General features: G+C 68.3%; 15 protein-coding genes. 7 read left to right on the top strand and 8 right to left on the bottom strand.

Annotated elements, in window-relative coordinates:
- The first annotated feature begins 16 nt into the window (after positions 1–16).
- Positions 17–1519, top strand: a complete 1503-nt coding sequence (locus OYT95_RS04785; RefSeq protein WP_037245148.1) for a sensor histidine kinase — start codon at positions 17–19, stop codon at positions 1517–1519.
- Positions 1520–1579: 60 nt separating this feature from the next.
- Here OYT95_RS04785 and OYT95_RS04780 read toward each other — a convergent pair whose 3' ends face one another.
- A complete protein-coding gene (locus OYT95_RS04780) occupies positions 1580–1834 on the bottom strand; it encodes a WhiB family transcriptional regulator (protein ID WP_005240099.1) in 255 nt (84 codons plus the stop codon).
- A gap of 239 nt (positions 1835–2073) precedes the next feature.
- Positions 2074–3030, bottom strand: coding sequence for a diacylglycerol/lipid kinase family protein (locus OYT95_RS04775; protein WP_037245151.1), 957 nt, complete (start codon positions 3028–3030; stop codon positions 2074–2076).
- A 76-nt stretch (positions 3031–3106) separates the two neighbouring features.
- Between OYT95_RS04775 and OYT95_RS04770 the strand changes: the two genes are divergently transcribed.
- Positions 3107–3544 (top strand): hypothetical protein, encoded by a 438-nt coding sequence (locus tag OYT95_RS04770; RefSeq protein ID WP_005240102.1) that lies wholly within the window; start codon positions 3107–3109, stop codon positions 3542–3544.
- Here OYT95_RS04770 and OYT95_RS04765 read toward each other — a convergent pair.
- The gene (locus OYT95_RS04765; protein WP_037245153.1) at positions 3541–4020 is read right to left on the bottom strand and encodes a GNAT family N-acetyltransferase; all 480 of its coding nucleotides are present in this window, start codon (positions 4018–4020) and stop codon (positions 3541–3543) included. The two genes, OYT95_RS04770 and OYT95_RS04765, sit on opposite strands and share 4 nt — an antisense overlap.
- Entirely contained in the window at positions 4017–4631 is a 615-nt protein-coding gene (locus OYT95_RS04760) for an acid phosphatase (protein WP_005240106.1), read from the bottom strand. Before OYT95_RS04760 ends, OYT95_RS04765 begins: the two co-directional genes overlap by 4 nt.
- A 69-nt stretch (positions 4632–4700) precedes the next feature.
- Between OYT95_RS04760 and OYT95_RS04755 the strand changes: the two genes are divergently transcribed.
- On the top strand, positions 4701–5498 hold the full coding sequence (locus OYT95_RS04755; RefSeq protein WP_037245159.1) for a ParA family protein: 798 nt from the start codon (positions 4701–4703) through the stop codon (positions 5496–5498).
- Here OYT95_RS04755 and OYT95_RS04750 read toward each other — a convergent pair.
- Both OYT95_RS04750 and OYT95_RS04745 read right to left on the bottom strand, forming a co-directional pair.
- Entirely contained in the window at positions 5470–6300 is an 831-nt protein-coding gene (locus OYT95_RS04750; protein ID WP_268790891.1) for an SDR family oxidoreductase, read from the bottom strand. The genes OYT95_RS04755 and OYT95_RS04750 overlap by 29 nt on opposite strands.
- Before the next feature lie 8 nt (positions 6301–6308).
- Complete coding sequence (locus OYT95_RS04745) at positions 6309–7139, bottom strand: NAD(P)H-dependent oxidoreductase (RefSeq protein WP_037245165.1); 831 nt, start codon at positions 7137–7139, stop codon at positions 6309–6311.
- A 99-nt stretch (positions 7140–7238) separates the two neighbouring features.
- Between OYT95_RS04745 and OYT95_RS04740 the strand changes: the two genes are divergently transcribed.
- On the top strand, positions 7239–8225 hold the full coding sequence (locus OYT95_RS04740; RefSeq protein ID WP_268790890.1) for a GlxA family transcriptional regulator: 987 nt from the start codon (positions 7239–7241) through the stop codon (positions 8223–8225).
- 54 nt (positions 8226–8279) lie between these two features.
- A complete protein-coding gene (locus OYT95_RS04735) occupies positions 8280–8693 on the top strand; it encodes a VOC family protein (RefSeq protein ID WP_112299306.1) in 414 nt (137 codons plus the stop codon).
- A 9-nt stretch (positions 8694–8702) separates the two neighbouring features.
- On the opposite strand, the gene OYT95_RS04730 is transcribed toward OYT95_RS04735, so the two are convergent.
- Together OYT95_RS04730 and OYT95_RS04725 are read right to left on the bottom strand one after the other, a co-directional pair.
- Positions 8703–9917, bottom strand: a complete 1215-nt coding sequence (locus tag OYT95_RS04730) for an Rv3212 family protein (protein WP_268790889.1) — start codon at positions 9915–9917, stop codon at positions 8703–8705.
- Positions 9918–9926: 9 nt separating this feature from the next.
- Positions 9927–11570, bottom strand: a complete 1644-nt coding sequence (locus tag OYT95_RS04725) for a DEAD/DEAH box helicase (RefSeq protein WP_037245175.1) — start codon at positions 11568–11570, stop codon at positions 9927–9929.
- Positions 11571–11892: 322 nt separating this feature from the next.
- Between OYT95_RS04725 and OYT95_RS04720 the strand changes: the two genes are divergently transcribed.
- Positions 11893–12573 carry a ferritin-like fold-containing protein gene (locus OYT95_RS04720; RefSeq protein WP_037245178.1) on the top strand — a complete coding sequence of 227 codons (681 nt, stop codon included), beginning with the start codon at positions 11893–11895 and terminating at the stop codon, positions 12571–12573.
- Positions 12574–12703: 130 nt separating this feature from the next.
- Positions 12704–12934 carry a DUF3107 domain-containing protein gene (locus OYT95_RS04715; protein ID WP_005259708.1) on the top strand — a complete coding sequence of 77 codons (231 nt, stop codon included), beginning with the start codon at positions 12704–12706 and terminating at the stop codon, positions 12932–12934.
- Positions 12935–12942: the final 8 nt, after the last annotated feature.

Raw genomic sequence — 12942 nt, 5'->3', positions numbered from 1 at the left:
CTGACACCCACCGACGATGTCCACACTGAGCGACCTGCTCGCCGAACACACCGACCTGCCCGGCGAGGCCGTCGATCATCTCCAGCGAGTCGTCGGTGAATGGCAGTTGCTCGCCGACCTCTCCTTCGCGGACGTCCTGCTCTGGGTCGGAACGGATTCCGCGGCCACCGACGCCACCGGCACCGTGATCTGCGTCGCCCACTGCAGGCCCACCACCGCGTCGACTGCGTTCCCGGAGGACGTCGTCGGGACCGTCGTGTCGGAGTCGGAACACCCGCAGGTGCTGCAGGCGCTGCTCGAGGGCCGCGTCGTGCGCCCCGAGGACGGCGGCGGGCACGCGGGTCTGCCGCCGCGTGGGGAAGCGGTTCCGGTGCGGTGGAACGGCGAGGTGATCGCGGTCCTGAGCCGGGACACCAACCTGTCGCATCAGCGGGCGCAGAGCCCGCTCGAGGTCGCGTATCTCGACTGCGCCGAGGATCTGTGCCAGATGATCAGCGACGGCACCTTCCCGATCCGTGAGGCCCGGTCGGACACCAACTCGAGTCCGCGTGCCGGCGACGGCTTCATCCGCCTCGACACCGACGGCAGCGTGGTCTACGCGAGTCCCAATGCGCTGTCGGCCTATCACCGGATGGGGCTCAGCTCGGACCTGATCGGCCAGAACCTCGCCGCCACCACGCGGTCGCTCGTGACGGATCCGTTCGAGTCGCAGGAGGTCGCCGGGTACATCCGCGACACCATCGCCGACAAGCCGGGCCGCCGCATGGAGATCGAGGCCAGGGGAGCGACCGTTCTGCTCCGGGCGCTGGTCCTCAAACCCGGCGGGAAGCGGGTGGGCGCCGCTGTCGTCGTGCGGGACGTCACCGAGGTGAAGAGGCGGGATCGCGCCCTGCTCAGCAAGGATGCGACGATCCGCGAGATCCATCACCGGGTGAAGAACAACCTGCAGACCGTGGCGGCGCTCCTGCGACTGCAGGCCCGACGCACCAACAACGAGGAAGCCAGGCAGGCGCTGAGCGAATCGGTGCGCCGCGTCACCTCGATCGCCCTCGTGCACGACACACTGTCGATGTCGGTGGACGAGGAAGTGAACCTCGACGAGGTCGTCGACCGCCTGGTGCCGATCCTGTCCGACGTGGCGACGGTGAGTACGCCGATCAAGGTCCGGCGAGAAGGCAGCTTCGGGGTGTTCTCCGCGGAGCGGGCCACGCCGCTGGTGATGGTGCTGACCGAACTCGTGCAGAACGCGATCGAGCATGCCTTCGAGCCCGGCGCTCCGGGCACGGTCACCATGAGGGCCGAACGCTCCGCGCGGTGGCTGGACGTCGTGATCCACGATGACGGCAGGGGATTGCCGCCCGGTTTCAGCCTCGAGCGGTCGGACCGTCTCGGTCTGCAGATCGTCCGGACCCTGGTGGCCGCCGAGCTGAACGGTTCCCTCGGGCTGCATCCCGGGGCGGACGGTGGAACGGATGCCGTGTTACGCGTGCCGCTGGGCCGTCGTGGGCCGCGGTACTGATCGGCGGGTAAGCAAAAGGCCCGGCACCATGTGGTGCCGGGCCCGTCTTCTTCCGAAGTATCAGACGGTGGTGCGGGCACGCGTCCGAGCGTTGCGGCGCTTGAGTGCGCGACGCTCGTCTTCGCTCATGCCGCCCCACACACCGGCGTCCTGGCCCGACTCGAGTGCCCACGAGAGGCATTCGGCGGTCACCGGGCAGCGGTTGCAGACAACCTTGGCATCAGCAATCTGCGCGAGAGCCGGACCGCTGTTGCCCACAGGGAAGAACAACTCGGGGTCTTCGTCGCGACAGATTGCCTTGTGGCGCCAGTCCATCCTTCTGCTCCTTAACTGGGTGCGTAATGCACCGTTTCGTCTTCATGAGTTCATGTGTGCGTAGAGAATGTTTCCGCACTGTTGCTTGTGAATGCTTTCACGAACTGGCGGGATGTCAATAGAAAACCGCCGCACCGTGGGGGAGCTCACGTACTTAGGCTGCCCTTCGAGGCGCGCCGTCCTTTGTACCCCGTGCAGACACTTCCCGCTAGATGAAAACGGGGATTCTCGAGATTTGCTCAGGGTCGCGCCGGCGCGACCACATCCAGCGCCTCGGGCACCGACACGAACTCGACGACCTTGCGAAGTCCGATGTAGTCGCCGTCCATCTGCAGTCCGATGGGCTCCGACGCGGTGATTCGCACGCACGGCACGTCGTCGACCCGGACCAGCTTCTTCGCCTTCGGGCGGGTTCCGGGGGTCAGGAGCTGGCGGGCCACCCGCAGCGTCGTGAGGATCGCGGTGGATCGCATCGCGAAGACACCGAGGCCGGTGTCGTAGGTGGTGTCGGGATTGGTGTGCACTTCCCGCTTGTTCAGATACGTCCAGGGACTCGCGTTCGACACGAATGCGTAATGAACGCCCTCGACCGGATCGCGATCGGGAACCTCGACGGTGAGCGTCGGCTCCGCGTATTTCGATCGGAAGAACACGCGCACCGCCGCGCGGACATATTGCGCCGGTGTGGCCGGCCGCCCATTCTTGCGGTGCATGTCGACCGCCTCACACACCTGGGCGTCCCAGCCGAGACCGGCGTTGAACGTGAACCAGCGATTGTCGCAGTGCGCGAGACCGATCCTGCGCCGCTGCCTGCGGGCGAGGAGGTCGATGAGCTGGTTGGTGGCGTCCACCGGGTCGGGTGCGATGCCGAGCGAACGGGCGAACACGTTCGCCGACCCGCCGGGGACGACGGCGATCGGGGGGATCGGCCCCACCGTCACCGCGCTCATCGACTTCGGTTCCGGGGTGCCGAGCAGTCCGTTGACCACCTCGTTCACGGTGCCGTCTCCGCCGTGGACGATGATCAGGCCCATCCCGTCCACGCAGGCCTGCTGCGCCAGTTCGGCGGCGTGACCCCGGTGTGTCGTGTGCGCGACCGTCAACCGCACCCGGCTCGACAGCGCGTGGGCGAGGAGATCACGCCCGGCCGGGGTCGTCGATGTGGCATTGGGGTTGACGATCAGCAGCGCGCGCACGGGGCCCAAGCCTAGCCGGGGCGGCACGTGTCACCGTCCGAGGCCGCCGGCGACGGGGTGTTCTAGGCTGGCCGACGTGCCGAAGCCGTCTCTCAGCAAGTCCACGCCCACCACGGTCCGCGCGGCGGGCGCCCTGGTGTCGCTCGAGGGCGCGGTGGCGGTCGGGGTCGCCGTGGTGCTGGTGATCCGGGGACTCCTCGGACACGACCAGAGCGTCAGCAGTGGATACGGCACCGCGGCCTGGTTCGCGATTCTCGGTGGCGCCGTGCTCGCCGCCGGGCTCGCCCTGATCTTCGGCCGGCGCTGGGGGCGGGCGATCGCGATCGTCGCCCAACTGCTCCTGCTCCCGGTGGCGTGGTCGCTGCTCACCGATTCGCACCAGCCGTTCTTCGGTGTGCTGCTCGGCGTCGTCGTGGTGGCGGCCCTCGGGTGCCTGTTCAGCAGTCCGACGTCGAAGTGGATGGCTGCCGAGTACGGCCAGGAGGCCGACGCCGACAACCCGTCGGACCGCTAACTCACCTCGGACGCGAGGCGGCCGAGCGGATCCCCGGTGAGCCGGTACGTGGTCCATTCGTCCTGCGGGTGCGCGTCCAGCGACTCGTAGAACGCGATCGACGGCTTGTTCCAGTTGACCACCGACCACGACAGTCGCGTGTAGCCGTTGTCGACGCACTCCTTCGCGAGTGTGGCGAGCAGGGCCTTGCCGTGCCCGGAACCGCGCTCGGACGGGCTGACGAACAGGTCCTCCAGATAGATGCCGTGTGTTCCGTCCCAGGTGGAGAAGTTCCGGAACCACACCGCGATCCCGACGACCCGGTCGTCGTCGTTCGCCGCGACGTGGGCGAACGTGGACGGCTGCGGGCCGAACAGGGCGTCGTCGATCTGGTCGGCGGTGACGGTGCACTCGTCGCGGGCCCTCTGGTGTTCGGCGAGTTCGTAGATCATCGCGGTGATCGCGGCGACGTCCTCGGGTACTGCGCGTCTGATCATCGGGCACCTTCCTCGCTTGTCACGTTGTGGCTGACCACCTGCTGCGCCCCGTGCTCGAAGCCGAGGACGGAGTACGCGCCCGGCGACATCGCGAACCGGCGTCCCTCGCTGATCGGAAGCTCCGCCCAGCGAGCGATGAGCGCGCGCGAGAAGTGGCCGTGCCCGACGAGGATCACGTCGCGGTCGACGAGTTGCGAATGCGCGACGGACAGAACGAGGTCGCACCGGGTGTGCACCTGCTCGGCCTGCTCGCCGCGAGGGCACGGATGCGTCCACACGGTCCAGTCCGGCACCTGCTGCCTGATCTCGGGGGTCGTCATGCCCTCGTAGATCCCGTAATCCCATTCGGCGAGTGCGTCCCAGGTGCGCTGGATCTTCAATCCCGCCAGCTCCGCCGTCTCCCGGGCGCGTTGCCGCGGACTGACGATGACGAGGGGGTCGCGCAGCTCGAGAGCGTCCATTGCCGGACCCACCCGCCGTGCCTGGGCTTCACCCAGTTCGGTGAGGTGGACGTCGGTCCGACCGGTGTGTTTACCCCAACGGGCCCATTCCGTTTCGCCGTGTCGGAGGAGGACGATCCGACGGCCGCGCGGCGAATCACTGGGTGGCATCCATCCATCATGTCAGTCAATCTGCGTGTATGGCTCGCCTCCGGGGACGAAGTAGGTAAGGATCGAGCCGTGACAACGGTTCTTGCAGTGGCAAATCAGAAGGGTGGGGTCGCGAAGACCACCACGGTCGCTTCTCTCGGCGCAGCCCTCGTCGGGCTGGGCCAGAAGGTTCTGGTGGTGGATCTCGACCCGCAGGGGTGTCTGACGTTCTCCCTCGGGCACAACCCGGACCGCCTGGACGCCTCCGTCCACGAGGTGCTGACCGGTGATCTGGCGGTGCAGGACGCCGTGATCGACACCGAGGACGGTGTCGCCCTTCTGCCTGCGACGATCGACCTCGCGGGCGCGGAAGCGTTGCTGCTCATGCGTCCCGGTCGCGAGTTCGCCCTCAAGCGCGCTCTGGCGCCGCTGCTGGACGACTACGACACGATCATCATCGACTGTCCGCCGTCACTCGGTGTGCTCACTCTCAACGGGCTCACGGCGGCGCAGTCGGTACTGGTGCCGCTGCAGTGCGAGACGCTCGCCCACCGCGGTGTGGGGCAGTTACTGCGGACGGTCACCGAGGTGCAGCAGATCACCAACCCCGACCTGGTCCTGCTCGGCGCGCTGCCGACGCTGTACGACGCCCGCACGACACACAGCCGGGACGTGCTCTCCGACGTGTCCGACCGCTACAACCTGCCGGTCCTCGCTCCGCCGATCCCGCGGACGGTGCGATTCGCGGAAGCGACGGCGTCGGGTGCCACCGTGCTGGCAGGGCGCAAGAACAAGGGTGCCCAGGCGTACCGGGACCTGGCCGAGAACCTCGCCAAGCACTGGGCGGGATCCGAGCTCGCTACGTTTTCGCCTGGAAGTGCCGAGTAAGTTCTTCGGGCGTCGGATTCCACGCGGCGGGCCAATCCTGTTGGCGTAACAGGGCGTCCGTGCCCCCGTCGGCGAAGACGACGCTGCCGCAGAACAGTGTCGACCCCGGTCCGAGCAGAAACTCGACGAGCGCGGCGATCTCGTCCGGGCGGCCGCGCCGGCCCAGCGGCACCGGATAGAAATCCAGCGCCTTCGCGAGTTCGGGGTCGAGGTCGTCCCCGCTGGTCATCGGTGTGTCGATCATGCCCGGCGCGATCGCGTTGAGTCGTATGCCGTTGCCGATCCACTCGGGCCGTACCGCTTCACGCCGAATCCACCAGGCCAGCGCGAGCTTGGACGCCGGGTACGCCGGGATGGCGGTCACCTCATCGCCGATGCGCACCGCCTCCGTCTCGTCGCCGTCGAGGCACGCGGTCACCAGATTCTCGGGAATCCCCGGCTGCGTGGTGGTGCTACTGGACGAGATCACCACCACCGAGGCGCCGCCCGCGCGCTCGAGAGCGGGCTTCAGGGCCGTCACGAGTTCTACGGCCCCGAAGTAGTTCACGGCGACGAGTGTGCCGCCCGGGACGTGGGACAGCGACCCGAGTCCGGCGCAGCACACGAGTCCGTCCACGACGCCGCCGCTCGCCTCGGACACGGCGTCGGCGGCCGCAGCCCGTCCGCCGGGGGTCGACAGGTCGGCCGTCACGTCGGTGTGCGCGAGGTCGATTCCGATGACGGTATGACCGCCGGACTCGAGAATGCGGCGGCTCGCCGCCCCGATGCCCGAGGCGGCGCCGGTGATCACGTAGGTTGCCATGCCGTGAATTAGAACACGTTACATCCCGCGGTAGTGCGGACTTCGGTCGCCGATTCACTCGTGCCGGAATCCGCGTCGGCGTAGTGGGCGCGCAACCCCGTGACGCCGGGCGCGCGGTCCTCGTGCAGGACGAACCTGGTGTCGTAGTCGCCGCCGCTCTGTGAGCGGAAAGGCAACGGCGGGTCGGTGAACAGGCCGGACAGGCGATCGATCAGCCGCGCCGCGACGCCGGGGTAGTGCTCGGCGGGCAACCGGTCCGCGCTGTCGATCAGGACCGGGGGCAGTGCGGACATCCCCGTGTACCAGAAGATTCCGTGGTGGATCGGGAACAGGAGTTCGTCCATCTGGCCGTTGATCCCGCGCGGGCCCGCGCTGTCGGCACTGCCGCCGAAACTGACGACCGTCATCGCCCGCTTGCCTGCGAGGGTTCCGTCGCCGTACCGCCGGGTGGAACCGTCCTCGCGGCGCAGTCCGTAGCCGTAGCCCTCCACGAAGACCCGGTCGAACCAGCCCTTGAGGATCGCGGGCATGCCGTACCACCACAGCGGGAACTGCACGATCACCGCATCGGCCCACGCGAGCTTGCGATGTTCGGCGCGGATGTCGGGGGCCAGGGTGCCCTCGGTCAGGGCCTGACCCGACCGCGCGCCGACCAGGAGGCGATGGTGGGGGTCGTGTCCGAAATCGGCTGCCGTCACCACCGGGTTCCATCGCATCGCGTACAGGTCCGAGGTCCGGATGTCGTGGCCGGCGCCGCGCAGCGCCGCGAGAGCGTCGCTGCGGAGTGCCGCGTTCAGGGACTCCGGCTCGGGATGTGCCGATACCCACAGGATCTTCATGGTCCACCTTCCGCTCTGTCGTGCCGACCCTTCCGATCATGGGCGCGTGGACGTGGTCACGACAGTGGCCTGCGGGACGATATGTGAAATAATCGGGCCATGTCCGAACCGAGGAACGGGCGGAGTGTGCGCCGCCATCGCGTGGTCGTGTTCGTGCGCGACGGTCTGCTCCCGATCGAGTTCGGGATCGTCCACCGACTGTTCGGTGAGGCGAGATCGCGGGACGGCGAGGCGCTGTACGAGGTCCTCACGTGCGCCCTCACCCCCGGCGCCGTCCGGACCGACACCGACGTGACGCTCTCGGTCGAGCACGGTCCGGCACTGCTCGGCACGGCCGACACCGTCGTGATCCCGGCATCCGATCAGGACTACGACCCGCCGGAGGACGGGCGCCTGCCCCGGCGCCTCGCGGACGCCTTCGCGCACATCCGTCCGGGCACGCGGGTGGCATCGATCTGCACCGGCTCGTTCGTCCTCGCGGCGGCCGGCCTTCTCGAGAACCGGCGTGCCACGACGCACTGGAAGTCGGCGGACGCGTTCCGGCGGTTGTACCCCGACGTGCACCTGGACCCCGGCGTGCTCTACACACACGACGGCAGCGTGCTCACCGCCGCAGGCGTCGCATCCGGAATCGATCTGTGCCTGTACATGATTCGTCTCGACCACGGTGCGTCGGTGGCCAACGAGGTGGCGCGGGGAACGGTCGTGCCGCCTCATCGCAGCGGTGGCCAGGCGCAGTTCATCACCGAGCCCGTCCCGGAGGCCGACGGTGCGTCGACGGCGCGGGCGCGGGCCCGGGCACTGTCGCATCTCGATCAACCGCTGTCGCTGCGGGAGCTGGCCGCGTGGGAGTCGATGAGCGTGCGCACGTTCACCCGGCGATTCCGGGCCGAGACGGGGATGTCGCCGACGCAGTGGGTTCTCGAACAGCGGATCACCCGGGCCCGCGAACTGCTGGAGAACACCGACCTGCCGGTGGACGACGTGGCCGCGGCCGCGGGCTTCGGCACCGCGACGTCGCTGCGACAACACCTCTCGCGCACGGTCGGCGTCTCACCGTCCGCGTACCGCGCCACTTTCCGTTGACGGCATACTCATTCGTCCAAGTGCCGGGGAGCACACGGCGCTAACGTCGGGGCCATGACAGTCTCGGATACGCCTCGGAGCAACACCCTGACGATGCGGGCTCAGCCGCTCCTCGCCGTCGACGACGTCGAACGTGCAGGCGAGTGGTACCGGAAGGTGCTCGGCGCGCGGAGCGGCCACGGTGGACCGGACTACGAGCAACTCCTCGTCGACGGGCACATGATCCTGCAACTGCACCGGCTCGACGAGGGCCACCACCACGGCACCCTCGGCGATCCGTCACTCCCGCGGGGAAACGGGGTGGCGATCTGGTTCGAGACCCCCGACTTCGACGGCACAATCGCGCGGGTGCGGGAGGCGGGTGCCGACGTGGTCACGGACGTGCACGTCAATCCCAATGCGGGACATCGTGAGATCTGGATCCGCGATCTCGACGGCTATCTCGTGGTGTTCGCCGAACCCGCGTGAGCAGCGACCTCAGCGCAGCGCCACGACATCGTCGCCGCGCTGTTCGAGCACGACGTCGCCGGCCACCGTCGTGGTGATCGGCCCCGCCGCGGCGTCACGCGCCACCGGGATCGTGCGAAGCAACGCACCGGTCGACAGGTCGAGCACGGCGATCCCGGATTCCACCGGAACCAGCAGGTTTCCGGCCATCACGGCTCCCGGGCCGAGAGCGCCGGGGAAGACCCAGCGCGGTGCGAGATCGGACGCGCCGAGCGACACCACGTCCGAACCGGTCCACCAGGTGACCACCGAACTGCTCGTCGACGTGACAGGATCCGGTCCGACCCGGAGGGAGAGGGCATATTCGGACACGGCGTTGCCGGTGCCGTCGAACAGGCCGATCCGCGGTCCGTACGACGTGCCCGCGGGGAGATAGACGGCCGTGGTCTCGCCCGACACCCCGAGGATGCGCGCACCCTCGACGCCGGCATCCACCCCCGCCAGGACGCTCGACCCGTACTCCTCGGGCTCCTGATTGTCCTTCGGCGACGGGTTCATGACCGTCAGACGATCGGCCACCTCGCCGGGGCAGCGCTCGAGAACGGACAGCCGACTGCTGCTCGAACCGACGTCGATCAGCGTGCACCCGCTGCGTGGCTGCTTCTTGGGATTCACCGGCGCGTCCACCCGTCCGTACTCGACCGTGCGGACGAGGTCGGAGCGCCACAATTCCAGCCGGCGGTCGCCGAGGGACGCCACATACGTTCCGTCGGCCTTCAGCGTCACCCCCGAATCGGCGTCACTGCTGCGCTGCGCCAGGCGCTCGCCGGTGCCGCCGTCGAGTTCGGTGACCTGGGAGCAGCCGCGGTCGTCGCGGTAGACGGCCACGACCTTCTCCCACGACGCCGTCACACCGCACAGGTCGAGATCACGCTCGTACCGCCACAGCTCGGTACCCGACATCCGGTCCCGTCCCACGACGTCCCCGCCGTCGGCGGTGACGACCGCACCACCGACGACGAGGGGTGCGGTCGTGGCGGAACTGGAGGAGTCCCAGATCGGGCTCAGCGTCTCCGGAACCGTCAGGGCCGTAACGAGGGCAGGCGGCGGCTCGGCGGCGGTGACGGAGGTGGTGCCCCGGGCATCGCTGCGGAACCACACCACGGTGAGGGCGACCACGACCGCGACGGCGATTCCGGCAGCGACGACGAGATCGGCGCGCGAGCGCCGCTCAGGTGCCAGCACGGTGGTTGTTTACTCCGCGGTCGTCGCGGCGGCGCCGACCTTGGTGGTCCGGCGGCGACGACGCCGGCGGGGCTTGGAGGCACCCTCGCCGTCGGTGTCCCCGCTCGGAGCGGAGGATTCGGGTGCCGTCGGCTCCGGCGAGACGGACTTGGGGCCCACGGAGTCCGCGGGGCGGCCACCACGGGTGCGGCGGCGGGTGCGGGTGCGTGCCGGACGCTCCGTGCGCTCGGCCTTCTCGCCCTGCTCGGTATCGGTGTTCTCGCTCTGCTCCGTGCCCGTGTTCTCGCTCTGCTCGGGTGCGGCCTTTGCGGCCCTCTCCACCCGGGGGCGCTTGATCGTCCCGGTCGCGTCGGCCGGGATCGACAGCTCCTCGAACAGGTGCGGGGAGCTGGAGTACGTCTCCGCCGGATCGGGGATGCCGAGGCCGAGAGCCTTGTCGATGAGCTGCCAGCGGGGGATGTCGTCCCAGTCCACGAGTGTCACGGCGATGCCGGTGCGGCCCGCGCGGCCGGTGCGGCCGATCCGGTGGACGTACGTCTTCTCGTCTTCCGGGCACTGGTAGTTGATGACGTGGGTGACGTCGTCGATGTCGATACCGCGCGCCGCGACGTCCGTCGCGACCAGCACGTCGATCTTCCCCGTGCGGAATGCCTTCAGCGCCTTCTCGCGAGCAACCTGGTTGAGGTCGCCGTGCACGGAGCCGACGGAGAAGCCGCGCTCGGCGAGATCGTCGGCGACCTTCTGGGCGGTGCGTTTCGTGCGGGTGAAGATCATCGTCGCGCCGCGGCCGTCGGCCTGCAGCACCCGGGCCACCATCTCCGCCTTGTCGAGCGCATGCGCCCGGTAAATGTGCTGGCTGGTCCGGTCGTGCACCGCCGAGTCGTCGGCCTGCTCGGCGCGGATGTGCGTCGGCTGGGTGAGGAACGTGCGGGCGAGCGTGATGATCGGGCCCGGCATGGTGGCCGAGAACAGCATCGTCTGACGCTTGTCCGGCACCATTCCCAGGATGCGCTCGATGTCGGGCAGGAAGCCCAGGTCGAGCATCTCGTCGGCCTCGTCGAGAACGAGGACCTCGACCTTGCCCAGGATCAGATGACCCTGGTTGGCGAGGTCGAGCAGACGGCCCGGGGTGCCCACGACGACGTCGGCGCCCTTCTGGAGCGTCGCGATCTGCGTCTCGTAGGGGCGGCCACCGTAGATGGCGAGGACCTCGAGCTTGTTCTTCTCGCCCTTCAGGTACTTCGCGGCGCCCTCGAGGTCCTTGGTGACCTGGATGCACAGCTCGCGGGTGGGGACGATGACCAGCGCACGGGGAGTGCCGTCGAGTGCGGCCGTACCGGTGGTGCCGCTGGAGATGCGGTGGAGCAGCGGGACGCCGAAACCGAACGTCTTGCCCATGCCCGTACGGGCCTGACCGATCAGGTCGTCGCCGGCGAGGGCGAGGGGGAGCGTCAGCTCCTGGATCGCGAACGTGCGCTCGATCCCGATCTCGTCGAGAGCGCGGACGATCTCGTCACGAACTCCGAGCTCAGCGAACGTGGGGGCGACGTGCGTGGAGTCGAGTTGCGCCGACAGCGTGGTTTCGGTTGCGTCGTCTTCATGGTCGACAGTGATCTTGCTCAGGGGACTGGCCTTCCTCGTAGCTGCACGCACGCACGAGGTAAGGGCCAGGCCGCTGGTCGGCCCGATTTCCCAGTCGACGCTCGTCGATGTCCTCTTCCGAGTCGATCCTGCCTCTGCCTCAGCGCAGAAATCGAAGATTTCGGCGAGGCGCGGCTGGGACCGTCGATCAGGTGCGCGCACATTATCGGTGGGAACCGCTGATCGGATCGTGATCGATCATCACTCAAACCGCGTTCTCCATGGAGGCGAACGTGGTGACGAGCGGTTGCCCATGATCATTGTAGCCGGAGAACGCCCCACAACCGGTTACGCATGGCAAACATCACTGGGCGACGCACTAGGCTGTGGCGCCATGGAGCCCAACACGCCTGCATCCTCTGATTCCACCATTCCCGCTGATCACCCCGGCGTCAGTGAACTCTTCGCGGTCCTCGCGTACGGCGAGATCTCCGCGTTCTACCGGCTGTCCGAGGACGCGCAGATGGCGCGGACCCTGCAGGGCAAAGTGGCGCTCGCGAGCATGGCCGCCGCCGAGATGGGCCACTTCGAGATGCTCGAGACGGCGCTGACCGCGCGTGGCTTCGACATCTTCGAGGCGATGGATCCGTTCGTCCGTGCCCTCGACAACTACCACGCGTCCACCACCCCGTCGACGTGGCTCGAGGCATTGGTGAAGGCCTACGTCGGTGACGGGATCGCCGCCGACTTCTACCGCGAGATCGGGCACTCGCTGCCCGCCGAGGTGTCGCGGACGGTCGAGGAGGTGCTCTCGCAGACCGGTCACTCGGAGTTCGTCGTCCACGAGGTGCAGCAGGCGATCAAGGCCAGCAACCGCGACAAGGACCGCCTCATGCTGTGGGGCAGGCGACTGCTCGGGGAGGCCATCACGCAGGCGCAGTTCGTCCTGGCACAGCGGGAGGCGCTGACGGAACTCGTCATCTCCGCGTCCGGCGACCTCAATGGCGTCGTCGCACTGTTCGACCGCATGCAGGAGATGCACGCCGAACGCATGGCCGTGCTGGGCCTGGTCTGACGGCACCGCCGTCATGCTTGTCTGACGGCATGTTCGCTCAGGGCACAGCCCACAGACGCGCACCGGCGGCGGCCGCTGCATTAGCCTTGCCAGGACAGCTGATGTTTCTCGGAGAGTTCGGAGGTTGACCGTGGAGGTCAAGATCGGTGTAATCGACAGCCCGCGTGAGCTCATCGTCAGCAGCGAGCAGACCCCGGACGAGGTCGAGACATTGGTCTCGGACGCCCTCACCGGTGGCGACGGGATCCTGTCTCTGCAGGACGACAAGGGACGCAAGTACCTCGTGCAGTCCAGCAAGATCGCCTACGTGGAGATCGGCCCGTCCGATATCCGCAAGGTCGGATTCGCTCCGACCAAGTGAACACATGA

Source organism: Rhodococcus sp. JS3073, from assembly GCF_026810085.1.
In the GTDB taxonomy this organism is placed as follows: domain Bacteria; phylum Actinomycetota; class Actinomycetes; order Mycobacteriales; family Mycobacteriaceae; genus Rhodococcus_F; species Rhodococcus_F wratislaviensis.
Note: the sequence above shows the minus strand (reverse complement) of the source record. Positions and strands in the feature narration are given on the sequence as shown.

Coding starts and splice junctions, on each gene's coding strand:
- OYT95_RS04750 (WP_268790891.1), bottom strand. CDS start 6,300: ATGGCAACCTACGTGATCACCGGCGCCGCCTCGGGCATCGGGGCGGCG.
- OYT95_RS04745 (WP_037245165.1), bottom strand. CDS start 7,139: ATGAAGATCCTGTGGGTATCGGCACATCCCGAGCCGGAGTCCCTGAAC.
- OYT95_RS04765 (WP_037245153.1), bottom strand. CDS start 4,020: ATGATCAGACGCGCAGTACCCGAGGACGTCGCCGCGATCACCGCGATG.
- OYT95_RS04780 (WP_005240099.1), bottom strand. CDS start 1,834: ATGGACTGGCGCCACAAGGCAATCTGTCGCGACGAAGACCCCGAGTTG.
- OYT95_RS04735 (WP_112299306.1), top strand. CDS start 8,280: ATGACAGTCTCGGATACGCCTCGGAGCAACACCCTGACGATGCGGGCT.
- OYT95_RS04760 (WP_005240106.1), bottom strand. CDS start 4,631: ATGCCACCCAGTGATTCGCCGCGCGGCCGTCGGATCGTCCTCCTCCGA.
- OYT95_RS04740 (WP_268790890.1), top strand. CDS start 7,239: ATGTCCGAACCGAGGAACGGGCGGAGTGTGCGCCGCCATCGCGTGGTC.
- OYT95_RS04785 (WP_037245148.1), top strand. CDS start 17: ATGTCCACACTGAGCGACCTGCTCGCCGAACACACCGACCTGCCCGGC.
- OYT95_RS04720 (WP_037245178.1), top strand. CDS start 11,893: ATGGAGCCCAACACGCCTGCATCCTCTGATTCCACCATTCCCGCTGAT.